Here is a 22924-nt window from a genome sequence, read left to right on the forward strand (position 1 = left end):
CGACGTATATCAGGCAAGCGCTGTTCGCTGAGCAACCACTCACCAACTGGGAGATAATAATGTTTGCAACGATGATGCATGGTGCGGGCGACGTCCGTTACGAAGAAGTCGCGGACCCAAAAATAATTGCGCCAACAGATGCCATTATTCAACTGGCTGTGACCAGCATCTGTAGGTCCGATCTCTGGCCTTATCGCGGATACGGGGATTTCGATGGACTAAAAGCGATGGGCCACGAGTATTGCGGCGTGGTGGTAGAGATTGGCAGTGAAGTCAAAACGGTTAAAAAAGGACAATTCGTGGTCGGGTCATTCTGTCTATCAGACAATACCTGTCCGCATTGCCAATATGGTTTCCAATCCTCTTGTCAGCAACGTGAGTTTATGACCAGTGCCCAAGCCCCCTATGCCCGCATTCCGTTAGCAGACGGGACATTAGTTGGCCTCGACCACTTACCCGATCCCTCGCTCTATCCTGATCTCCAAGCGGTTTCTAATGTATTGGGGACCGGTTAGTATGCGGCCGATGCGGCGAGAGTCACGCCGGGTTCCACCGCCGTAGTCATCGGCGATGGGGCGGTAGGCTTAATGGCGGTGATTGCGGCTAAACATTACGGTGCGGAACGTATTATTGCCATGAGTCGCCATCCCTCACGCCAAGCCTTAGCGAAAGAGTTTGGCGCGACGGATATCGTCGCAGAACGCGGCGAGGAAGGGATTGCTCGGGTGATGGAGCTGACGCGAGGGATCGGTGCGGAATCGGTCCTAGAGTGTGTGGGGATGGAGCAGTCGATGCAGCAAGCCACCCGTATTGTCCGGCCTGGCGGTATGATCGGTTATGTTGGCGTGCCGCACGGCGTTACCTTCGATGGGCAGAAGATGTTTTTCGCCCAATCGGGCATGTTAGGCGGTCCTGCACCGGTAAGACGCTTCCTCCCTGAGCTACTGGAATTAACCTTAGCGCGTAAAATTCAGCCAGGAAAAGTGTTCGATTTAGTGCTGCCGATAGCCGACGTGGCAGAAGGCTATGCCGCTATGGATCAGCGAAAAGCGATCAAAACATTACTCACTCTAGGCGACTAACGAGGTCATTCTATGTCAGACATTATTGTTGTCATCGGGAGTGGGTCTATTGCCCAAGCTACCGCACGCCGCGTCAGCCTGGGTAAAAAAATTCTCCTCGCTGATATCAATATTGAGGCGGCACAAGCGGTTGAAGAGAGCTTAAAGAAAGCCGGCTTTGCGGTAACTACGGCCCATGTGGATGTTTCTTCGCGTGCCTCCATCGAAGACTTGGTCACCACTGCAACGGCGCTGGGCGAGGTAAAAGGGGTTATTCATACCGCGGGTCTATCCCCGTCTCAATCGGCTGCGCAACATTTATTACAGGTTGATCTTTACGGTATCGCAGTAGTACTAGAAGCTTTCGGTAAAGTGATCGCGCCGGGCGGATCGGGAGTAGTGATTGGCTCTCAATCTAGCCACCGTTTAGCCGTTGATGCCCTGACACAAAAGACGGCGGATGAGTTAGCACTGCTAGCGCCCGAGGAACTGATCGAGCTGCCGTGGATCAAAGAAATTGATGACAGTTTATATGCGTACCAAATCTCTAAACGGGGTAATGCGCTGCGCGTTATCTCTGAGGTCGTGAAATGGGGTAAACGCGGTGCGCGGATTAACTGTATTAGCGCCGGTATTGTTGATACACCCTTAGCGTATGACGAATTAACCAGTACGGAGCGCGGGGAGTACTACCGTACTATGCTGGCTAACTCTCCAGCCGGTTGCGGGGGGATGCCGGACGAGATTGGCGATCTGGCGGAATATCTGTTTGGTCCCAAGGGAACCTATATCAGCGGCAGCGATATCTTAATCGATGGCGGGGTCACTGCCTCAATTAAGTATCCTTAGTGGTTACCCGCCTAACCGATAGGGGGAAGGCGGGTAAATCATTAACCGATAGCGCCCAATCGGTCTTCGTCCGTCGGCTGTTGTTTAGGCACAAGAAACAACGTCGCCATTACATCCAGTAAGTAGAGGAGCGCGAGTAAACTAATGGCGAGCATAAAGGAGCCATGGCTGGCGATCACTCCCATCACCAGAGGTCCAAACCCACCTACTCCTCGACCGAGGTTAAATAGTACATTTTGAGCCACCGCGCGGATCTCCGTTGGATAGATATCAGAGATTAACGCTCCATAGCCGCCGACCATACCGTTAACAAACATTCCCATCACCGCGCCTGCGATTAACATGCCCATCGGGTCTTTTAGCTGCGCATAGAGGATTACCATTGCCAGCGCGCCCAGTTGATAAAGGATGAAGATTTTCCAACGCGCGAAACGATCTGCCAAGAAGCCAAAGAGACCAATACCCAACATCATGCCAAGTACGGTGACCGCGGTCCAGAGCCCTGATTTGGTGAGCGAAAAACCGAATTGCTGAGAAAGGTAAGTGGGCATCCAGATCATCAATCCGTAATAGCCAAAGTTTTGAACAGAACAGAGGATGAATATCCCGAGGCTGGCTTTGGTTGTCCTCCAGTCGCGACACAACATGGCTAGGCTTTTCCCGAGCCCAAGTCGCCGTTTCTGCTGCTGGACCTGCCGATAAGCCGCCGGTTCATCTAAACCATGGCGCAGGAAAAAAGAAAATAATGCCGGCAATAGGCCGATCAAAAAAATCCCTCGCCAGCCGATTATCGGGAGTAACAATGGGGTGATTATCGCGGCTAGCAGCACGCCCAGTTGCCACCCCATACCCACCCAGGCTGAGGCTCGGTTACGTTGGTGGGCTGGCCATGTCTCGGCGATAAGCGCCATACCAATACCAAATTCACCGCCCAGCCCAACGCCTGCCAGGGTCCGGTAAGTCAGTAAATCCCAATAGCCTTGTGCCAAAGCGCAGAGACCCGTAAATACGGCAAACATTAACATGGTTATCGTCAACATCTTGACACGGCCATAGCGGTCACTGAGAAATCCAAACAGTATTCCGCCTATTACCGCACCAATTAATGTCCAGGTCACTAAAGCCCCGCCTTGCTCGGGACTGAGCGCGAGATGTTGACTGATTACGGGTAACATAAAGCCCAATATCAGTAGATCAAAACCGTCCATTGCATAACCGCTTATGGCGGCAATCATCGCTTTTAAAGGGGTAATCTGAGTTTTATTTGACATAGTGAATAGCTATTGGCCGAGTGAGATCATTGTTTTCGTATTATTTCAGCCAAAAAAACAAATTTACTCAAACGTTTTCTGCACATCGTCGGCAGAAGAATTCAGACCGGGGCGACTTATCCTTTGCCCCAGTCCCCCTTCGCGATCAGCGCCGTAACTCGCGAAGCGGCGAACGCCTAAACTCATCGGGTGATTCCGCCGTATCTGCACAATGGGGATGATATTGGTGCGAAGGAGAAAGGGGGAGTCGTAGAGGGACGGGATGAGCGCTAGAAGTTAATGAAAGCAGCATAAGCAGGAGTGCGGAGTAAGAGATTTTCATGGTGAAGCCTCCAAGAGAATTGAGGCACTAAGCTTAAGCGAGCCGATCGTCAAACAGTGATTAGCTATTTAAAAGTAATCACTGTCGACGTAACGAAATACAAGAAGTGTGTCAACGTGGAGGCAGAGCCGACTCGCGAGATTAGTGCATTTTCGCCAGATCGCGGAAGAAAATTTCAGCCCCCAACGCTTGTAAACGATGGATCTCATTCTTACTTTGATCGGAAACCTGATCTGAATTCAGGATCTGATCGATAACGGCGGATCGTACCGGAACTTCTCGATACCACTCACCGGTATAACAATTTTTCCATGCAATTTTATCGATATCATCGAGATGATAGGAAGGGGTAATATGGAAAAAGAAAAAGCCATTTAATAGGACAAAAATTGCGACACATATCCATACATCGAGACGACTAAAAATATCCGAATAGATCAGCAGGCCTAACGTCAGGATAAACATCCCGAGCATAATGGCGTAAAGCCCTTTTTTCTCGAACACAAATCGCGGGTCGAAAATTAGTTTATCATCGCGTTTTTCTTCGAGATTAATACGGGTGAGTTCGCGTTGTAGGATCTCTTGTACTGCGCTCATATCGTCCACCTTATACCTGGGTCTGCTTTAAATAGAGTGTGTTCAACACATCGCGGAATTTCTTTAGCGCGACTTCCAACGAAGAAAGGGAGTCGTAACCGCTTAAACTGATACGTAAAAAGCTCTCGTCTGCTTTTTCAAAACTAAATTCGTTCGAGGGCGTTGCGGAAACTCCCGCCTGTTGCAGCAGGAAAGCAATCTCGTAAGCATTCTTCTTGCCTAGACTAAACCAGACATGAAAGCCATCGTCAGAAATTTGGTAGCGATCATCGGGGAAAAGGCGACGAAATAACTTCACTCTTACCCGTGTGGTTTTGAGGGTTTCTTCTGCCGTACGCTGGGCGATGCCAGACGTAACCCACTTATTGACAATCTGGTAGGTCAGGGGATTATCACTCACTTTTAACGCCCCCATTACCTGACAAAGTTGATGCGTCTCGGCTTCTGATGGGCCATAGACCCACGCCATTCTCATTCCCGGGGCAAAACTTTTCGACAATCCCTGTAAATACCATGTATGGCTCGGGAGGATCTGGCTAAAGGTCGCTATCCCCTCACTGGCGAGGGCGCCATAGGCATCATCTTCGATAATATGCAGGTTATGGCATTTTGCGACCTCAGCTAACGCAAGACGACGATTAATGGAAAGCGTGGCGGTCGTTGGATTATTAATATTGGGGTTGATATACAGCGCACCTACCTGATTTTCCTTACACAGTCTCGCTAAGGCATCGGGTAATGGGCCCTCTTCATCACAAGGAATAGTGACATAGGGGGTCGCCATAAGCTGAATGATCGACTTCAAACCGGAATAAAAGTAGTGAGGGAGGGCAATCGCCCCTTTTTTCTGGAGTAACACAAACAGCGCCAGTAACCCTTCATGAATCCCCGCGCAGGGTAAAATACGATTCACGGACGGATGAAGGATCTTTTTACCCAACCACGCTAGACCAGTTTGACGGATATCGTGATTATCGAGTGTAGATTGATAGCGAAAAATAGCCCTAAAATCATAATCATAGATTGAAGAAAGCGCTTGCTGCTTTAATTCTAACGATAACTCTTCAGAGTGCTCGCTCAACGGCGAATTCATGGAGGTTAAGTCGTGGCGACTCTGTAGCGCTTCAACCACACCGCGGCGGCTAATAAAACTCCCTTTTCCTGGTCGCGAAGTGATAACGCCTGCCAATTTACATTGATGATAGGCTTTTTGTACGGTGGCATAATTAATTTGTAGTTGAGACGATAATTCCCGCACTGAGGGAAGCTTATGTCCAGCGGCGAGATGTCCTTGTTCAACCTGTGAAATTAAAAAGCGTAAAATATAATCAGGTTGCTCACTCGGGCGAAGAAGTGCTAAATGGGATTTTAAAAGAGTGAACATATCAACGACCTCATCAAACTCATGAGGCAAATTTTAATTTTATCTAAATATTTTCGCAAACCTTAAAATTTAATTGCCCTATATATAGCCTTATATCTTGATATATAAGAATTTTATGTTAATTTCAATTCTTCGATTTATGCAGGAGGAAATACTTTTTAACTTATTTAACCCATAAATATTAGAGTTAATTAGAGGCTTGTTCTACAGTTATTGATATAAAAATTATAGTGAATTCGCGGGGGTTATAATATGGACACTAATACTTTTAGTAATGATGGATTACTGGAAGAAATCATTGGTCAGACAGTCCTTCAACTCCTCGCCCAGCAACAACCTATTACCCTTCCAAGCTTATTACAAGCCATACACTATCTTCCTGACGCTGGACAAGTCGAACGAGCCGATGCGTTATTAAGAACGGCCTTTACGATTCGTGCGGCTTGATGGGTGTTGTTGAATAGTGTGCATGACGAGATAACGCATGTTTATATTGGTGATTGATCCTTAACAGGAGATACAAATGTTGGCTCTTCGACCTAACTGCGGATCACTGTGATAGTGATTTACCCGCAGAATCAAAAGAGGCCTATATCGTACGTTTTCGTTCCATTGGCCCTCAAACCCCTTCTGATAGAGATCCCAACGATTGCCGTAGATGTCCTCAAACACTACCACCATGCCCTATTCTTCTTCCCTAGGCTCTTGGCAAAAATGAATGCCCTTTTTCTTCATAGCGTTGTAATCGCGCCAGAAGTCATCCGTCTGAAGGAACAGAAAAACGCGCCCGCCACACTGTTTACCGATAAAGCCCTCCTGCTCCTCGTTTGAAGCTCGAGCTAGGAGAAGATTGCAGTCATTTTCTGGGTTCGGCGTGACCACAACCCAGCGCTTATCCGGTTGCGGTGTGTCCTCCACTAGGGTAAAGCCAAGCTTATCTGTGTAGTACTCAATCGCGCGATCATAGTCATCGACTACGATAGCAACGTATCCCATGCATCGTTTTTGCGTTCTTATTTATACTCCATCAAGTTTCAGGCACAGCAGCTCAAACTCTATCTTTTAACATAAGTCCATCTAGTATCCATAAGTGAGGCCGCTAGGCTGACAGGAAAGAGTAGAAAGACGACACATACCTATGTTACATCTGGAAAGGTAACAAAGGTTACCGATACACAGGGAAGACCAAAAATAGATACATCCGAGTTAATAAGGGTTTTTGGTGACATAAGGGTTACAGTCAATAAACAAAGGTCACAGTGTAACATTTCTCAGGAGGTAACAGCTGAAACTGTAACCTCAAAAGTAACTGAGAATCATCAAGTCGAGATTCTCAAAAAGGAGATAGAAATGTTACGGGAGCTACTCGCTGAAAAAGATAAGCGTAACGATGATCTCAAGCATGCGATTACTGGATCCGTGATATTAACCCTATAATATTCTGACCGGGTTCATATATTTACCTTCAGAGAAGCCGGTTAAGCAATATCTTTTTTATGCGGACCACAACCTGCTCCTGAAAATTAAGGCAAATCCAAACCGTAAGGACAAGAAATAAAGCATACCCGCTCAGACTAAGCTGTATACCCCCAGCCCTGAAAACCCACTCATCCCATCCGCCACGCCAGTCTGAAAATATGCTCCTCAGCAGAGGTTCGAACGTGCTCCACAGATAAAACAGTGGGACATGCAGGGCAAAAATCGACAGGGATGCAGCCCCCATACGAGGAAGATAACTCCGTAATAGATCTGAGCGTGGTTCGGGAAGCAATGCACACAGGTATAGCAATGTCAGCTGTGACGGAAGTAAAAGTCCATTATGCAAAAGCGGATACCAGAAGCGTTCCGGCCGCTGTGTATAAAGCCACGCAGCTAGAATAAAACAGGAAAAAATAAACAACGACAGAACGCAGCAGCGAACGAATTCGATCCGATACTTCCTCTGCTGATGCTGACGAAATAGGCTGTAACACAAAATACCGCATATGAATTCAGGTAAACGAAACAGCGGAAATCTCTGTAGCAAACCTGTCCAAGGCATCCCCCATAATGAATTAAAAATAACGAAAAGAGGTGGTACCAGGCTGATAAAGCAGGTTAACGCTATAGCTGACTTGGTACTTTTTATATTTAGTAATCGAGGAGTTATAAAAGGAAAAATAAGGTAGAAAAAAAACAGCGTAGACAGAGACCAGAGAGGAGCGTTAAAGGTGAGGTACATCGGGTTCCAAGCCTGTAGCATAAATAGCTGTAAAAAAGAGTTAATTATCAGCTCACTGTTATCCATATAATGCTCAATAAGCGAACGATCAGCTATGATTTCATGCGTATCATAAACGACAAAGCGTGGCGAGGCTCCAGGACCATCCGGTGGAATGGACAGCCAGTGCATAAGTATCAGAACTAGAACTGAAGAAATGAGCGCAACAATATGTATAGGATAAAGATTACAGAAACGTTTAATCCAGAAACTTCTCGCGGATTCACGCATTTGATTCTGATTGAAGTAAACATGAGCAAGCAAAAATCCGGACAATACGAAAAAAGTACTAGTAGCAAAAAAACCCATGCTAGTTACGTTTCTTAACCATGGAATATGAGTAATACTCGGATAATTGTGTGCAGTATGGTAAACCATAATAAAAAAACCAAGGGAAAATCTCAGCAATTCCAGCCCGAAAAAACGGTTCTTTTTATTCATCATGGCTCCGGGATATGTGTATATATATGGGTTATTATAAACGATTGAACAGGCAATTTTAATATTTCGACATATATCTTACTCACCTGTTACCTGCTCGTATAGAGCAAGTACACGCCTACGATAAGCTTTTTTTAAAAAAAAACACCAGAAGGGAAGTGAATTAAGACCGTGCATCGACACCGTCATCATGCTGGCATTTTTCAAGATAGGTGTTCTGCAAGTCCGCCCAACGGCTACGCTGTTCGGTAAGATAGGCTTTACGCTCGGTCGGGGTTTCCCCGAACAGCACTTTTTTCGCCACGCTCAGGGTGTTTACTATTGGCCCGTTTGAAATACAGCTCCGGGTCACGGTCAATGCCATCACAGTGACGCTCTGAGAACATAACATGGGCATGCGGTTTTTCGCCGCCTTTGGGTTATGAATAGCAAATTGGTAGGCATGACGCTCACCAATCTCCTGTGACACAAAGTCACGAACTCATGCCAAGCGTTGCGTATCATCGAGTTCACGAGGCAGAGCGATTTCTATTTCGCGGTAGGTGCAACCATTGGCGCATTCATGGGTATCGGCTGCCGCCCATAACACAGCCGGCTTATGCGCCGCCCAATTAGGCATATTGCCCGACTCGACATGCACCAGGTCATCATCACGGCGGCGAGCATACTTATCTTCTCGGGCGATATAGCTGGCATGGGCAAGGGCTTTCCCTTTGCCGCCGACTTTAACGCTGAGAGGATAAGAGTCCATGGTGGTTTTTTACTCGCCCTGAAACATGGTTTTGAGGCGGTGGCACAACTGTAAGCGTCACATGCAGACCGTATTGACTGAATAATTAGAGGCAGCGAGGGGGCAGTACAATACTGTCAGCATATTTGCAGAACTGCCCGAAATGAATAAAAAGCCCTGCAGAGATTCCACAGGGCTTTTGTCTGCTTAAGACGGAGCTGTTCAGGGCGTGCCTGCTGCAAGCAGCAGAGCCGGCTCCTTTACGTCCGTTTATTTACATCTGTCAGTTTATCTGAAGAAAACTGAGCGGCACCGGGTGCCTCCCGGTGAGTCAGGAAAAGCCACAACCTGACCCGCTTATTGGCCAAGGCTTTCACCCTTTTTGTGGCTCAGGCCCGCCGCTGAGGGGGATTCACCGCTCGGGTAAAGTAACACACCTCCACGAAATTCTGGCATTGCCCTGCTTAACAACTGAAAAGCGGTGTCCAAAACAGTATTCCCGTAACGGCAGGAACCGTGACAGCCAGGGTTCAGTGCCGGTTAGCCGCTAATGCTGAACTTCAGTGTGTGTTTTTCAGGGTGGAGAACCTGATGCATCACCAGTTATGCCCTACGCTTAATTTAGTTCCGGCCAGTATCTGGTCTGGCAAGCGGAACGCTGATAAGTTAAGTAATCCTGAATCATTTCTGACTGAACAGGACACGGTATGCCCGTGAGGATTATGACTGTCCTGTTCACGTTCACGCCCATGATTTACAAGTTTTCCCTGACTGGAGTTCAAAAATGCTATATGAAAAAAAGCGAGCAACGTGGGCCATTAGCCTGATGGGTTTAAATTTATTGTCATTCTCATCAGTGGCAGCCAGCGTGTGTGCTTCAGCTGGCGATAATGAAGCTCAGACCGTTACCGGCCGAGAAACCGAAGAATGTACGGTCTCTCCGTCACTGGGTTTTTTTACTGTGGCAGAAGGCGCATCTGTTGACGTCACCCGCGAAGGCTCCGGTTTCGTTTCAGTCTCTGTTACTGATAACAACCTCGAGAGTTTTGGCAACAGCGGCACAATAGCTTCTGCATACACTGGTGTTCGTGTGGCCAGTAACGGGCCGGGTTCAGGAAATGAAACGCATATAGACGATTTTTTTAATGACGGACTGATATCCGTCAGCGGCGGTTCAGGCATTGCCGCGGTGCATAATATCTCAGGATTTATTGGTGATTTTACAAACAGCGGAACATTGCTGAATGACTCGGTGAGCACCAGTGTAGCACTGAACAGTGACCTGACCGGAAACGACAATTACACCACCGCCCTCTATAATCTTTCATCAATTGACGCGGTTTTTAATAGCGGGACAATCAGGGCTGCGACAGGCATAACCAACCTTACAACGAGTGGAATAACCAACCGGATAGGTAAAATTGATAATACAGGTTCAATTACGGGTGCCATTGCCAACGGGATCCTCAACGAAGGTGCAGTGGGCAGTATTATAAACGAATCCGGAGGGGTAATTCAGGGCGCAGATACCGGAATAAGCAATGCCGGAAACATCTCTCAGATTATAAACAGCGGCACAATCCGAGGGGGAAACTGGTCTGTATACAATTCCGGCAGCATTGATGGGGGTATTCACACCTCAGGATTACTGGATGGCTCTGTTTACCTCGGCAACTCAGCGATTTATATCAGTGGGATCAGAGCGGTTATTAATGGCGCAGTAACAGGTCAGGCAGGCTCAGCTGTATTCGTGGGAGATGGAAGCACGACCGCGACCTTCACCGCCACGAATAACGTCAATGTCGACAGCATCGTTGTTACGTCCGGCAGCTCACTCACCCTCACCCCGTCGGCACGCTGGGCAGCCCTCAACGGTACGGCAAACAACGGCATCCTGACGCTGGAAAGCGGCAGCGTCCTTGACGGGCCTTTATCACAGAACGGCACGCTGCTTTTCAGCACGGAAAAAATGGCCTCCTCCACCCTCAATGCCAGCCTCACCAACCGTGGAAGCCTCGTGCTGAACCCCACCCCAACCAGCGCGGGCAACACCCTGACCGTCAACGGTGACTACACCGGACTGCCGGGCAGCTCGGTGTCACTCGGCAGCGTGCTGGCTGGTGATAACTCGCTGACCGACCGCCTGGTGGTGACCAGCAATACGAGCGGTGCCAGCACCCTCTTCGTGACTAACGAGAACGGCGGCGGCGCCCAGACGCTGGACGGCATCCAGCTCATCAGCGTGGGAGGGCGCTCTGACGCCGTGTTCTCGCTGGGGAACCGCGTGGTGGCCGGTGCCTATGACTACCGCCTGCGCAAAGGAAACGTTTCGGGCACCGACCCGGCGGGCTGGTACCTGACCAGCACAGCCTTCGCATCTGTCCCTGAACCCACCCCCTCTTCTGAGCCTGTCCCTGAACCCACCCCCTCTTCTGAGCCTGCCCCTGAACCCACCCCCTCTTCTGAGCCTGTCCGCATGTACCGTCCCGAGGCGGCGGCCTACACGGCTAACCTTCAGGCGGCGAATACCCTGTTTGACCTGTCAATGCGGGACCGCAGCGGGGAAACGCGCTACAGCGACCCGGTGACGGGTGAGGTCCGTACGACCAGCCTGTGGATGCGTAATCTGGGCAGTCACGGGCGCACATCCATGGCGGACGGCCAGAACCGCACGCAGACGAACCGCTACGTGCTGCAGCTGGGCGGGGATATTATTCAGGGCTCCACAAACGGCTCGGACGCGCTTCACGCCGGCCTGACGGGCGGCTACGGCCGGGCGGACAGCAGTTCACACAACGGCCTGACCGGCCGGGACGCGAAGGGCAGCGTGAGCGGATACAGCGCAGGGGTGTACGGTACGTGGTACCAGAACGCAGAGGCAAAGACCGGCGCATGGGCTGAAACGTGGGCGCAGTACAACTGGTTCCGCAACGAGGTGTCAGGGGATATGCTGCCTGTAGAGCGTTACAACAGTCAGGGCATAAAGGCGTCGCTGGAAGGCGGCTATGCCTGGCTGGCGGGACGCTGGCAGAGCAGCGGCGGGACGGAGAGTTTTCTGTTCCTTGAGCCGCACGCGCAGGCCGTCTGGTCCGGCATCCGGGCGGATGACCACGCAGAGGCGGGCGGCACCCGTGTGCAGGGAACGGGAAATGACGGAGTCACAACCCGCCTCGGACTCAGAACCTACCTGAACGGGAAAAGCCGGGCAGACCGGCAGACCGTGCGCGAGTTCCAGCCGTTCGTGGAAGTGAACTGGCTGCATAACACCCAGGTGTACGGCGTGCGCATGAACGGAGAACCGGATGCTGTGCGGGGGAGCCGGAACGTGGCCGAACTGAAAACGGGCGTGGAGGGGCGTCTGTCGCAGAACCTGTCGGGCGCCGTGGTGTTCACGCAGCAGGCCGGAGGGGCTGGCTACCGCGACAGCCAGGGGGCGCTGCAGGTGAACTACCGGTTCTGAGTCTTCACGCCGTGGGGGCGGCAGGTTGGTCAGCCTGTTCACCGACCCGCCGCTGGCGGCTTCCCGGTCAATACACAGCACCCGGTAGCCCAGGAACTTCAGATGGGCCACCAGCTCCGCCCAGCCGCGCCCGTTGTTCCAGAACCTGGCCTGAAAGGTGGACTGCACGGCGATGCAGACGTAAGGCTCACCGATGACGCGCGACGCGCTGAGGTCAAGGGGCGGAGGCGCCTCCCGTGGACCAACGCCGAGGATGTACCCGGCGGTGCGGTGGAAGCCCACCTGCCGGAAGTCCACCGGCAGGTGCGTATCGTTGCCGTCAAAGAACAGGCCTATCCGGTAAGTGGCGTACGGTGCAGGCTTCCGCACGACGTCGGGTGCCGAGAAGCGGATGTGCGGATACTGCCTCGCCAGCAGTTCGATGATGTCGAGAGCCATGTAGCACTCAAGCCGGCAGCCATGCAGCACACGGAAGTGCTCCGCGTAGTGGAACCAGCCGAGCAGGTCGCCGAGCGTGCCGGTGGGGAAGGAAATCAGCACATCACTGTCCTTCAGGGACAGGGTTTCGTCCAGCAGCGGCGTGGTTTCGTCACCGCGCCAGACCTGAATGCGGAAGCGGACGAAGTACTTTTTGGCCGAGGTGACCCAGCCGGTCCCTTCATGATCGGCCGCTCAGGTGGGAGCAGGAACGGATGGGCTCCGTTACCCGATGTAGCCGGGGCAGGGAGTATGGTGTTAACTTCAGGTGCAGTGAAAAGCAGGTAGAAACACCTAAGATCCTCGCCCCCTCAACCTGTTCCTATCAGCATGAGGCCTATGGCGTGAGCTACACATTGGCCCTTTTAACTATCCTGTCGCGTTGGCGCTTGGACAGTTAGTGGGCGCCATCGCTGGCGGTAATACCGCGATGATTAAGCCATCAGAGCAAGTTCCTCATACTGCAAAGGTAATCGAGGATATCGTCAATACCGCGTTTGATAGTGATTATCTGGCCGTGGTGCAAGGAGCCAGAGAGGAGAATACCGTACTGCTCAGCTTACCTTTTGATTTTATCTTCTTTACCGGGAGCCCTAACGTTGGTCGAGTGGTGATGGAGGCTGCCGCGAAGCATTTAACGCCGGTGGTGTTAGAGTTAGGGGGCAAAACGCCTTTATTAGTCTTGCCAGATGCTGACTTCGATCAAGTTACCCAACAACTGATGTTTGGTAAATACACTAACAGCGGTCAGACCTGTGTCGCACCGGATTACGTGCTCGTCCCCTCTAGCCTGAAAACCTCATTAGTGGATCGGCTAACGCAAGCCATTCGTGAACAACTCCCCAACGTCCACTCCACCGGTAAAGTGGTGAGTCAGCGACAGGTTGAGCATTTACTCGAGTTACTCAAGCAGACCCGGGGACATGTTGAAATTGTCGGACAAGCCGATCCCGCCAATCACTATTTACACGCTGCGGTCGTGTCTGATGTGCAGTGGGATGATGCGTTAATGCAGGAGGAGCTTTTTGGTCCGGTATTGCCTATCGTTAACTACGAGGGAGTCGACCAAGTGGTGCAGGAGATAAACCGTCGCCCTCCTAATCCGCTCGCGTTTTATGTCTTCACCAAAGATACGGCGACAGGTAAAAAAGTGATTAGCGCAGTACCGAGCGGGGAGCGCAAGTCAACGGCACATTGACCCATTTCTTTTCCCCTTATCTCCCGTTCGGTGGGGTGGGGAGCTCAGGTATGGGGGAGTATCACGGCTTCTTTAGCTTCCAAGCCTTCACTCACCGTAAATCTATTCGCATTGTTGAATAAAAGACAACGGGTCCCCCAGTGCGCTGGGGGATCGACTGAATTATTGCTTAAGAAAGTGTTGAAGCTTTTCACTGCCGCCGTGCGCAATAAAATAGCGCTCGGCTGCTAATGATCCCAGCACACTGATATGTCCCCCATCCAATGAATAAGGAATGTCATCGACGGCATAATGCGTCGGTGAGAAGAGATCACTGCGGCGAAGATGTAGCGTATTCGCGGGATTGGCGATCAATTGGTCAAGGATCTGGCTGGTGGCTCGTAGTGTATTGTCCATCTTGACAGAGGTATAAGGCTGAATATCGAAATAGCGGTGTCGCCATAAATTCTGCTTATAAAGTGCACCAACATTCTCTTCAAACTGATAAGGCTCGTCCATAATGATAAGCGGAACGTTCTTTTGCTGAATTTTAGTAATTAAATCGCGTAAACCTTCAATTGATTGTGGATTATCGAAATCTTGAGTCCACGATCCTGCCAAAACGATGAAATCATAATCGCTGATATGATCGAGGAGATAGTGGCGATTAAATAGGCATTGCTGATAGGCACGTGAAGAATGGGGACCAGAGAAGTCATTACCGGTAGAGGGATTACACCAATTAGTGGTGATTGCCTGCAGTTGCATAAAATTATTTTCCCCCACGCTTTGCCAAAAAGGTATGTATTGCCCCGCATAGGAGTCACCGAAGAGCAGTCCTTTTTTCCGCGGATGAATAGTGTTACCAACCTTACATTGTACACCGGGAAGACCAACAGTGAACTCGTGATGGCTTGCGATAGAGTAGAAACACCAACCATCCTCCGGGCTAGGCATTTTTATTTTATTGATAAGGGAAAGATAATTTTCTCCCCCTCGCCATGGGAACCCAGAATTCTTACGGGTATGGTCTGCGACACCGATAAAAATTAGTACCGTACATAAGAAAAATGAAAATGAGAATAATTGGCCTTTACCTTTTGCCCAAGAAATGACTTTCCTCTCTATAAATTTATAACTTAAATAACCAATGATGATGGATAAGGCTGAGAATCCAATATTGTTAATAGTTGTAGGATGGGGGAAGTAATAATTAGCAAGAAAATGAATTGGCCAGTGCCATAAATATATCGAATAGGATGCTAATCCAATGTTATAAATAACCGGATGATTGAAAATACGTAAAGAGTTATTTGCCGAATAGATGATCAGTGATGAACCGATCACTACTAGGATAGCTAAATATCCAGGCCAAAGAACTTTATCATTAATAGTGATTAATGATAATAAAACCAGAGCTATCCCAAATAGTTTCAATAAAATAGGTGGGCGACTTTGCTGAGACGTTCTGCTGCTTTCAAACAGATAAACCAGTCCTCCCGCCAACATTTCCCAAGCACGGGTGGTCAGCATATAGAAGTCATAGGCACGGTTGATCGTCGATTGATAGACTGAAAAGAGAAATGAAGAGAGCAATAAGAGGGAGAGTATAGTAATTAACCCTCTAGGGTGCTTCACAACTTTATTGAGTAAAATAAACAGAAAGGGGTAAAGAAGATAAAACTGCCACTCTACCGATAAAGACCATGTGTGCAGCAATACGTTTTTTGCACTATTGGCAGCAAAATAGTCATCGGCCTCTTTGAGTAATGAAATATTCGAGGTAAAAGTTAAAGATTTTATAACATACTTACAATAATACTGGAAGTCCTCTGGATTTAAGAGTAAAAAACTCACACAATAGAAGGTGATCGTTACTAATAGTAATGGTGGCACGATTCTAATAAATCTGGCGTAGAAGAAGTTCTTTATTTTAAAATTATTGACATACAATTGGTCGACAATGATCTTTGTCATAAAATAGCCAGAGATAACAAAGAAAATATCAACACCGATAAATCCCGCATGGAAAAGCGGAAGATTAAAATGATAAAAAACGACTAGCAATAAGGCATATGCCCGCAAGCCATTTACATCATAACGAAACTCAGCCTGTTGCATTAAAAGGGACCCAAAACTGTAATTAACACTATAATCGCTATATAGTAATGCATTCGTTAACATTAGCCTAATGGATGTAACTAGATATGTCAGTCGATGAGCTAAAACAGTGTTTACATCGAGAGGTGATAGGCCATAACAAGAAACCTTTTTCTTGGGGAAAGGCTATCCATTCGGCGTACAAAAAGCCAAAGAAACGGTTTGTGTTCTGGTGGCGCTTAGCGAATTTTCTTTATCTCAGCAAGAGTCGATATCGGCAGAAACTGGCTAAGCGAATCAACCGTAATCTATTCTTTAAATATAACACCGAGATTGAGTTAGGGACCCAAATTGGGGCGGGTCTGACCATTGGCCATCAGGCTGGGATTGTGATTTCGCGACGCTGTAAGATAGGCGAAAATTTTACCGTACGGCAAAATACGACAATAGGATTGAAGTCGGATAATAGCAATACCCTCACGATTGGCAACAACGTAAATATTGGGGCGAACAGCTGTATTATTTCAGAACATGTTGTGATCGGCGATAATGTGACGATCGGCGCGGGGGCTTTCGTTAATCATGATATTCCCGCCAACAGCACCTACTACAGCGTTAATCACTCTTGTATACGACCTAAGGAATAATACTCGCGGCGCGTCGGACATGAGTCAGTTAGACGAACTCATGCCCTTACCCTGACTATTCTACGATTATGTCGGTCGGGAAATCGGCCTCCCGGCGCGCGACTAAGGTCAGAATAGAATATACTGCGAGCACTTCTTGATATTGGTTAGTGACATCAACTGCCCACTGCACGACCCCCGTGGCACGTTCTTCCGCGCTACGCTGGCGTTTGACGGTTTTTTGTTGGCAGGTTAACCGGGCCCGAATGGTGTCGCCGGGTTTAACCGGTTGCAAGAAACGCAGCCCTCCTAAGCCATAATTGGCAATGACGGGTCCGACCCCGGCATCCACGAAAAGTCCTGCCGCGGCGGCAACGATAAAATAGCCGTGGACAACGCGTTCGCCAAAGAAAGAGGCCTCGGCACCAATTTTATCCATATGGGCATAAAAATGGTCGCCACTTAGACAGGCAAATTGACAATATCGGCTTCAGTTAGCGTTCGACGGTGAGTCAGCAAACTGTCACCCGGACGTAAATCTTCAAAATATTTACGGAAAGGGTGTATGGGCCTCTTCTTGGACTTTCGCACCTAAGCCATCGCTCGTGTATGACGGGGCTAAATAGCGTGTAAAGTAGCTGAAACATTATCAGCTTAGGAGCGTTGTGATGCAGTTATCAGTGGGGACAGACTCAACATGGTCTTTGCGAGCGATGATCGGTATAAAAATAGCCGAACTTCCCGTAGATCTTCGTGTATTGGCGTTACAATGCGCGAGCTGTAAAAGCGAACTACGCTCCCTTAGCCCGACCGGGCTGGTTCCCTTCCTCGAGGATGGCACATTACGTCTCCATGACTCTTTAGCAATTATTGAGTACCTTAATGAGCTGAGTGGCGGGAAACTCTATCCGAGTGAACAGGGTAAACGTGCATTCTCGCGAAGCCTCTGTGCCGAAATGCACGCCGGTTTTAGCGCTCTACGCCAAACGATGCCCTTCACCTTAGCCGACGTCAGCCCGTTAATTGTATTTTCTCCCGCGCAAACCGCAGAAATCGCGCGAGTCACAACTCTATTGCGGGGACCGAGGGGCCTTTTTATCAGGGCGATAAACCGACGGCCGTCGATGCTTTCTATGCCGTGTTGGCCTATCGTTTACAGCATTACGGTGTCAGGTTGCCGGGCGCAGCGGGACGGTACCAACAGCAGCTAGTGGCCTGGACATTCTTGCAGGAAGCGCTGGCACAAGTGACTTCGACTGCCGCCTGCCCGCACGTATAACCCCCGTCTAGGTTTTTTAATGCGGTGCAGGGATGACTTGACCTTAGCCTAAGGGTAAGCGATGTTAAGGAAAACATTTAGGCTAGGTCGATAACCGTGATTACCCATTACTCTTTTGCTATTCGTCTGCTTCATTGGTTAACCCTGCTCGCCTTATTGGCGGCTTACGGCAGTATTGAGTCGCGCTCGTGGATTGACTTCACACCGGGGCAGCGAAAAGTGGTAGCGATTACCCATGTTTATGCGGGGATGAGCGTACTGATCATGATGCTCACGCGGGTCTTCTTACGAAGTAAACGCGCGCTGAACATGACTCAGCCTAGCGGGCATTCTCGGTTGGCGCAGTGGGGTCATGGGCTGTTATACCTCTTATTTATCACCTTACCCCTGCTGAGTCTCACCGCGCGTTACTTTCGGGGGCGGGAATGGTCATGGTTAGGTCTCGCGATGCCGATTACTGATACCCCGAATCCTGCCTTAGCCAAAAGCCTAATGGCATGGCATATGGATCTGGCACAGCTGGGATATTGGCTCATCGCGGCACACACCTTGGCAGCGCTGTATCATCATGTGATTAAAAAAGATAACACTCTGCGGGCCATGCGGCTGTGGGGAAAATAATCGAAAATTTTTTTATCTCCTTGCGCAACTTTTTACTCTTTAGAGCGAATTAGTCAGTAAGGTTAACTAAACTTATTACATTAATTCTACAGGAGTATGGAGATGACTATGATTACACGTCGTATTACCCAGATGGTTGCTGGAGTGGGAATGGCTTTTGCAGCCGCAAGTTTTACGGCACAAGCCGCGTTACCGGTGGGTGCAGCGGCACCACAATTCCAATTGCATGCAGCACTGGGCGGTAAACCCCTCGATTTCTCTCTTCAACAAGCCCTTAAAAAAGGCCCGGTAGTCCTCTATTTCTTCCCTGCGGCATTTACTGCGGGCTGTACCTTAGAGGCTCATGAGTTCGCCGAAGCTACCGATAAGTTTACCCAATTGGGCGCGACAGTCATTGGTGTGACGGCGGGGAATACCGACCAAATTAGCCAGTTCTCCAAACTCGAGTGCCGCGATAAATTTGCGGTGGCGGCGGATCCCGGTGCCAAGGTCGCCGCACAGTATCAAACCGCGGTACAAGTGAAAGGGAAGGCGATGTCAGAGCGTACCTCTTATGTGATTTCCCCTGAAGGCAAAATTTTAATGAGTTACACGGATAGAAATCCTGATCAGCATATCCAGAAAGCGTTGGATGCTGTGCAACAGTATCGCTCAGCACACTAAGTGGTGACAGGATGCTAACCGCGCTATTCGCCGCCTTTTTGGGCGGCATTATCCTCAATCTCATGCCCTGCGTTTTTCCCGTGATCTCATTGAAGGCGCTGGGTCTTATCAACCATCAATCTGACTCTGGCCACGCCAGACGGGAGGGGATGGGCTTTTTGGTCGGCGTTGTGGTGACCATGCTGTTATTGGCAGGGATCCTGCTGGCGGCGCGTGCTGGTGGCGCGGCGGTAGGCTGGGGGTTTCAGCTTCAGTCTCCGCTAGTGATTGCCCTATTGGCTCTGGTGATGCTGGCGGCGGCCCTCAACTTACTCGGGCTGTTTGAAGTCGGACTTGCCGTACAAAATGTTGGTGCAGTCCAGACGGCACGCGGGATCTTTGCTCGCTCGGCGCTAACCGGGGCATTGGCGATCATTGTGGCGACGCCGTGCGCCGCACCGTTTATGGCCAGTGCGATAGGCTATGCATTAGTACAACCGCCTTTTGTCGCGCTATGGGTCTTTTTCTCCTTAGCCCTTGGCTTTGCTGCGCCTTTTTCGTTGATCTGTTTCTTTCCTAAACTCTCACGGTGGTTACCGAAACCGGGTGCGTGGATGCAGACCTTGAAGCATGGGTTAGCTTTTCCGATGCTAGGGGCTTATGCCTGGCTGGTATGGGTTTTTTCCCAACAGACGGATAGCGAAGCCTTGGGTATGCTGTTGGCCGTATCGGTACTGTTTGGCTTTACCGCGTGGTTGTACGGTATTGTTCAGCGTCGACGCATGATGTCGCGTTCTTACCGTGGGTTAGCCGCGATTATCCTACTCCTGTTGGTCGCGGTGATAGCACCGGTGGTCGGAATTACCCCTAAGCAGAGTCAAGTATCAGCCGCCGCTTCGGTCAGTGAAGAAACCTGGTCGCCGCATAACGTGGCGCAGCTACGGGGTAAGGGAAAACCTATTTTTGTCGATTTTACGGCGTCTTGGTGTATTACCTGTCAGGTTAATCAGCGCACCACGTTGTCGACTGAGGCGGTGAAACAGGCCATCTCTGCGACCGGTACGCATTTTATGGTAGCGGATTCGACGAAATTTAATCCCGATGTCGAGGATGCGTTAGCCGAGTTTGGACAAGGTGGATTACCGATGTATTTAGTCTATCCCGCGGATGGCGGTAAGCCGGTGGTTCTCCCGCAAGTGTTGACCCCGCAAATTGTCACGCAGGCCCTACAGAAAGCGGCTAATGGCGCTTAACGACCACGATAAACAGCAGTGGCCAGCGCTGATGGTGCAGGCTCAACATGGCTCTCAACAGGCGTACGAACGGTTGTTGGGGGCCTTGCTGCCGGTAATCCGCACGCAAGTCAGTAAACAGATTTATGATCGAGGTCACGTCGAGGATGTGATCCAAGATGTCTTGCTGACGCTGCATCGCGTTCGCCACACCTACGACAGTCATTATCCTTTTATGCCATGGTTACAGGCCATTATCCGGGCGCGTTGTATTGATGCGCTGCGCCGCCAAGGGTATCGCCGTTATGAGGTGGTGGACGATGACTATTGTGAGGCATCGAGTACCGCTGAGAGTCATCCGCTTGCTGATGAACACCAGTTAAGGCATTACTTACAGCAGTTACCGGCACGCCAGAGAGAGATGGTGGAATTTGTTCATCTTAACGAAAAGAGTCTCGCGGAAGCTGCCTCGCACCATCAATTATCTCTTTCGGCCGTGAAGTCTCTACTACATCGAGCGTTGGTCAATTTACGACGGTTCGGAGCGAAAAATGAGTGATCATCAGCAATTAATCAAGCAACTCTCTCACGAGATGCGGCCCGTCAACCCTCTCGCCCCGGTAGGGGTCCGTATACTTAAGTGGATTGCGGTGGCCCTTCCCTTAGCGATAGTGTCTAGTGTATTGGTGCATCGCGGGCTCACTGACTGGACCCAAGCTGGTGCCGGGCTGGCCTTAGCGCAATTAGTCCTCGCGGTGACAATAGGCATCGCGGCGGCATGGAACGCGTTGACCTTATTGATCCCCGGACGGCATACGATCCCTACCGTGCGGTTTATTTTAGGCGGCGGACTCTGGTTACTGCTTAACATTATGAGTATTCCGGCTCACTCCCCCGCGCCGACTCATGATCACGGGACCTTTTGCTATCTTTTTCTGATGGTGGTGAGTGCGCCCATGGTGATCACGTTGTTGTGGACGTTGCGCCAGAGTGGCGGGTTGTACAGCCAGAAGAGTCTATTGATGGCAGGGATTAGCGTGGCGGCATGGTCAGTCAGTCTTTTGTCACTGTGTCATCCAGTGCAGCAAGATCGCGTGGATTTCGCCCTGCATTGTGCTGCCGTGGCGACCATTATTGGAATAACGATGATTATCGGACGTTTTACGCGAGTGAAATGATAACGGGCAGGCTGAGGGCCTGCCTCACTTATGCTTAACGCATTGAGCGTTGAATTTTTTTATCGGTATTGTATTGGCTTAAGGCATAGACTGCCCAGATGGTGGCAGGTAGCCAGCCGATCAGTGTCAGTTGTAAAATTAAGCAGATAATCCCGGCGATAGGTCGACCGATAGTGAAGAACGTCAGCCAAGGTAAAAGTAGTGCAATAAGTAGTCTCATGATCTCTCCTGTTATCATTCCTTCACTTCAGTGTAGACGAGAAAAATACTAAGCCCTAAGTGTCATTAGCCTAATTTTTCGATCAGGGAGGCCTTAGCTGTTCTTAGCCAGTGACTTTACCTTGCGACCAATAGGCCATAAAGGTTGCCGTTTCACGGGTGAGCATGCACTCCTGAATCAGATAACGGCGTAAGGTTCTGACGACACTCGACTCGGCCGCCACCCAGGTACGAAAGCGGTCACAAGGTTCGGCACGTTCCCACAAAATATCGTCGCTAAGGCTTTTCTCTTCCAACGATTGGTCAGCGCTGCAGGCGTAGTCCGGTAGCGTTAACCGCGATTGTACCGCTTGTAAGAGGGCCTGCTGTGTATCGCCATTACGCTCAGTACTGCTCCAATGAATCTTAGCAAAGTCGTAGTAAATCGGTTGAATATCCGCGGCTAAGGGTACATGAAGAAAGGCTTGCACACGGGGTGGGTTCGGTCGGCGGGCAAGATTTTCTAAAATCCCCATCGCAGCGGGCAGGGCGGTCTCATCGGCAACCAGTAAGACCTCTTGCAGCGTCGGATTTTCAAACCATTCAAACCCGCCACTGGTCGCTGCCGCCTCGGCATTGGGTACTACAATCTGTAATGAGCTACCGACTTGCGCACGCAGCGCCCAGCGTGAGGCAGGCCCAGTATCGCCATGTAGGACGAAATCGACCCACATCTCTTGTTGTGACACGTCAAGGTGGCGCAGGGTATAGGTCCGCATGGTCGGGCGCTCTGCTTTGGGGATAGCGAGAAAGGTCCCGTACCAATCTTCCGTTACGGCAAGTTTTTGGCAGGATTGATGTTCCGCCAACAGAATTTTGATGCGTTGGTCTGGCGCCTCATGTTTAATTTTATCGATATCCTCGCCGGTAAAGACGCAGCGCAATAGCGAAGGACTCAACATTTCTCGACGTTTTAACTGAAGATCGACCACTCTATAACCTGACGCCATACCGATCAC

Annotated in this window: 23 protein-coding genes and 3 pseudogenes; 13 read left to right on the top strand and 13 right to left on the bottom strand. The window is 49.9% G+C overall.

Annotation, left to right across the window (positions count from 1 at the left end; translation table 11 throughout):
- Nucleotides 1–59: 59 nt before the first annotated feature.
- The 3 genes and pseudogenes from BMX14_RS16925 to BMX14_RS11460 all read left to right on the top strand — a co-directional run bounded on the left by BMX14_RS16925 (nt 60) and on the right by BMX14_RS11460 (nt 1910).
- The gene (locus tag BMX14_RS16925; protein WP_230527457.1) at nt 60–515 is read left to right on the top strand and encodes an alcohol dehydrogenase catalytic domain-containing protein; all 456 of its coding nucleotides are present in this window, start codon (nt 60–62) and stop codon (nt 513–515) included.
- Between the two features lie 45 nt (nt 516–560).
- Nucleotides 561–1082 (top strand): annotated as a pseudogene (locus BMX14_RS16930) (zinc-binding dehydrogenase); the annotation flags it as partial.
- Nucleotides 1083–1094: 12 nt separating this feature from the next.
- Nucleotides 1095–1910: an SDR family oxidoreductase gene (locus BMX14_RS11460; RefSeq protein ID WP_092676937.1), complete on the top strand. Its 816-nt coding sequence runs from the start codon at nt 1095–1097 to the stop codon at nt 1908–1910.
- Nucleotides 1911–1951: 41 nt separating this feature from the next.
- Here the strand turns inward: BMX14_RS11460 and BMX14_RS11465 are convergent, their stop codons facing one another.
- From BMX14_RS11465 to BMX14_RS11475, 4 genes are all read right to left on the bottom strand, one after another.
- Nucleotides 1952–3181, bottom strand: coding sequence for an MFS transporter (locus tag BMX14_RS11465; protein WP_092676938.1), 1230 nt, complete (start codon nt 3179–3181; stop codon nt 1952–1954).
- A 63-nt stretch (nt 3182–3244) separates the two neighbouring features.
- The gene (locus tag BMX14_RS17040) at nt 3245–3367 is read right to left on the bottom strand and encodes a hypothetical protein (protein WP_268993456.1); all 123 of its coding nucleotides are present in this window, start codon (nt 3365–3367) and stop codon (nt 3245–3247) included.
- A gap of 277 nt (nt 3368–3644) precedes the next feature.
- Nucleotides 3645–4100 carry a YlaC family protein gene (locus tag BMX14_RS11470; RefSeq protein ID WP_092676940.1) on the bottom strand — a complete coding sequence of 152 codons (456 nt, stop codon included), beginning with the start codon at nt 4098–4100 and terminating at the stop codon, nt 3645–3647.
- A gap of 10 nt (nt 4101–4110) precedes the next feature.
- Nucleotides 4111–5484, bottom strand: coding sequence for an aminotransferase-like domain-containing protein (locus BMX14_RS11475; RefSeq protein WP_092676942.1), 1374 nt, complete (start codon nt 5482–5484; stop codon nt 4111–4113).
- A gap of 252 nt (nt 5485–5736) precedes the next feature.
- Between BMX14_RS11475 and BMX14_RS11480 the strand changes: the two genes are divergently transcribed.
- Nucleotides 5737–5931 (top strand): hypothetical protein, encoded by a 195-nt coding sequence (locus BMX14_RS11480; protein WP_092676944.1) that lies wholly within the window; start codon nt 5737–5739, stop codon nt 5929–5931.
- A 237-nt stretch (nt 5932–6168) separates the two neighbouring features.
- Here the strand turns inward: BMX14_RS11480 and BMX14_RS11485 are convergent, their stop codons facing one another.
- The 4 genes from BMX14_RS11485 to BMX14_RS17115 all read right to left on the bottom strand — a co-directional run bounded on the left by BMX14_RS11485 (nt 6169) and on the right by BMX14_RS17115 (nt 8936).
- Nucleotides 6169–6480: a VOC family protein gene (locus tag BMX14_RS11485; RefSeq protein ID WP_277756399.1), complete on the bottom strand. Its 312-nt coding sequence runs from the start codon at nt 6478–6480 to the stop codon at nt 6169–6171.
- 469 nt (nt 6481–6949) lie between these two features.
- Complete coding sequence (locus BMX14_RS11490; protein WP_092676948.1) at nt 6950–8185, bottom strand: acyltransferase family protein; 1236 nt, start codon at nt 8183–8185, stop codon at nt 6950–6952.
- Between the two features lie 163 nt (nt 8186–8348).
- Nucleotides 8349–8654, bottom strand: coding sequence for a hypothetical protein (locus BMX14_RS17110; protein WP_277756398.1), 306 nt, complete (start codon nt 8652–8654; stop codon nt 8349–8351).
- A 12-nt stretch (nt 8655–8666) separates the two neighbouring features.
- A complete protein-coding gene (locus BMX14_RS17115; RefSeq protein ID WP_329957806.1) occupies nt 8667–8936 on the bottom strand; it encodes a hypothetical protein in 270 nt (89 codons plus the stop codon).
- Nucleotides 8937–9699: 763 nt separating this feature from the next.
- Here BMX14_RS17115 and BMX14_RS11500 point away from each other — a divergent pair.
- Nucleotides 9700–12375 carry an autotransporter outer membrane beta-barrel domain-containing protein gene (locus tag BMX14_RS11500; RefSeq protein ID WP_230527461.1) on the top strand — a complete coding sequence of 892 codons (2676 nt, stop codon included), beginning with the start codon at nt 9700–9702 and terminating at the stop codon, nt 12373–12375.
- Nucleotides 12376–12423: 48 nt separating this feature from the next.
- Here the strand turns inward: BMX14_RS11500 and BMX14_RS11505 are convergent.
- Nucleotides 12424–13026, bottom strand: a pseudogene (locus BMX14_RS11505) (autotransporter strand-loop-strand O-heptosyltransferase); the annotation flags it as partial.
- A gap of 181 nt (nt 13027–13207) precedes the next feature.
- On the opposite strand from BMX14_RS11505, the gene BMX14_RS11510 reads away from it, so the two are divergent.
- Nucleotides 13208–14050 (top strand): aldehyde dehydrogenase family protein, encoded by an 843-nt coding sequence (locus BMX14_RS11510; RefSeq protein WP_092676950.1) that lies wholly within the window; start codon nt 13208–13210, stop codon nt 14048–14050.
- Nucleotides 14051–14212: 162 nt separating this feature from the next.
- On the opposite strand, the gene BMX14_RS11515 is transcribed toward BMX14_RS11510, so the two are convergent.
- Entirely contained in the window at nt 14213–16150 is a 1938-nt protein-coding gene (locus BMX14_RS11515; RefSeq protein WP_177173140.1) for an acyltransferase family protein, read from the bottom strand.
- An 86-nt stretch (nt 16151–16236) separates the two neighbouring features.
- Here BMX14_RS11515 and BMX14_RS11520 point away from each other — a divergent pair, with 86 nt between their 5' ends.
- Nucleotides 16237–16776 carry a serine acetyltransferase gene (locus tag BMX14_RS11520; RefSeq protein ID WP_092676954.1) on the top strand — a complete coding sequence of 180 codons (540 nt, stop codon included), beginning with the start codon at nt 16237–16239 and terminating at the stop codon, nt 16774–16776.
- A gap of 55 nt (nt 16777–16831) precedes the next feature.
- On the opposite strand, the pseudogene BMX14_RS11525 reads toward BMX14_RS11520, so the two are convergent.
- Nucleotides 16832–17322, bottom strand: a pseudogene (locus BMX14_RS11525) (MaoC/PaaZ C-terminal domain-containing protein); the annotation flags it as partial.
- Between the two features lie 101 nt (nt 17323–17423).
- Between BMX14_RS11525 and BMX14_RS11530 the strand changes: the two are divergent.
- The 6 genes from BMX14_RS11530 to BMX14_RS11555 all read left to right on the top strand — a co-directional run bounded on the left by BMX14_RS11530 (nt 17424) and on the right by BMX14_RS11555 (nt 21707).
- Nucleotides 17424–17966: a glutathione S-transferase family protein gene (locus BMX14_RS11530; protein WP_230527465.1), complete on the top strand. Its 543-nt coding sequence runs from the start codon at nt 17424–17426 to the stop codon at nt 17964–17966.
- A 164-nt stretch (nt 17967–18130) separates the two neighbouring features.
- Nucleotides 18131–18655, top strand: coding sequence for a cytochrome b/b6 domain-containing protein (locus tag BMX14_RS11535; protein WP_177173141.1), 525 nt, complete (start codon nt 18131–18133; stop codon nt 18653–18655).
- A gap of 132 nt (nt 18656–18787) precedes the next feature.
- Nucleotides 18788–19318, top strand: a complete 531-nt coding sequence (locus BMX14_RS11540) for a peroxiredoxin (RefSeq protein WP_230527478.1) — start codon at nt 18788–18790, stop codon at nt 19316–19318.
- 11 nt (nt 19319–19329) lie between these two features.
- A complete protein-coding gene (locus BMX14_RS11545; protein ID WP_092676960.1) occupies nt 19330–20550 on the top strand; it encodes a protein-disulfide reductase DsbD family protein in 1221 nt (406 codons plus the stop codon).
- A complete protein-coding gene (locus BMX14_RS11550) occupies nt 20540–21088 on the top strand; it encodes a sigma-70 family RNA polymerase sigma factor (RefSeq protein WP_092676962.1) in 549 nt (182 codons plus the stop codon). Before BMX14_RS11545 ends, BMX14_RS11550 begins: the two co-directional genes overlap by 11 nt.
- Complete coding sequence (locus BMX14_RS11555; RefSeq protein ID WP_092676964.1) at nt 21081–21707, top strand: NrsF family protein; 627 nt, start codon at nt 21081–21083, stop codon at nt 21705–21707. Before BMX14_RS11550 ends, BMX14_RS11555 begins: the two co-directional genes overlap by 8 nt.
- Before the next feature lie 34 nt (nt 21708–21741).
- On the opposite strand, the gene BMX14_RS11560 is transcribed toward BMX14_RS11555, so the two are convergent.
- Together BMX14_RS11560 and BMX14_RS11565 are read right to left on the bottom strand one after the other, a co-directional pair.
- Nucleotides 21742–21927 (bottom strand): YqaE/Pmp3 family membrane protein, encoded by a 186-nt coding sequence (locus BMX14_RS11560; protein WP_048913441.1) that lies wholly within the window; start codon nt 21925–21927, stop codon nt 21742–21744.
- A 103-nt stretch (nt 21928–22030) separates the two neighbouring features.
- Nucleotides 22031–22915, bottom strand: coding sequence for a siderophore-interacting protein (locus BMX14_RS11565; protein ID WP_092676966.1), 885 nt, complete (start codon nt 22913–22915; stop codon nt 22031–22033).
- Nucleotides 22916–22924: the final 9 nt, after the last annotated feature.

Source organism: Rosenbergiella nectarea (assembly GCF_900111105.1).
In the GTDB taxonomy this organism is placed as follows: domain Bacteria; phylum Pseudomonadota; class Gammaproteobacteria; order Enterobacterales; family Enterobacteriaceae; genus Rosenbergiella; species Rosenbergiella nectarea.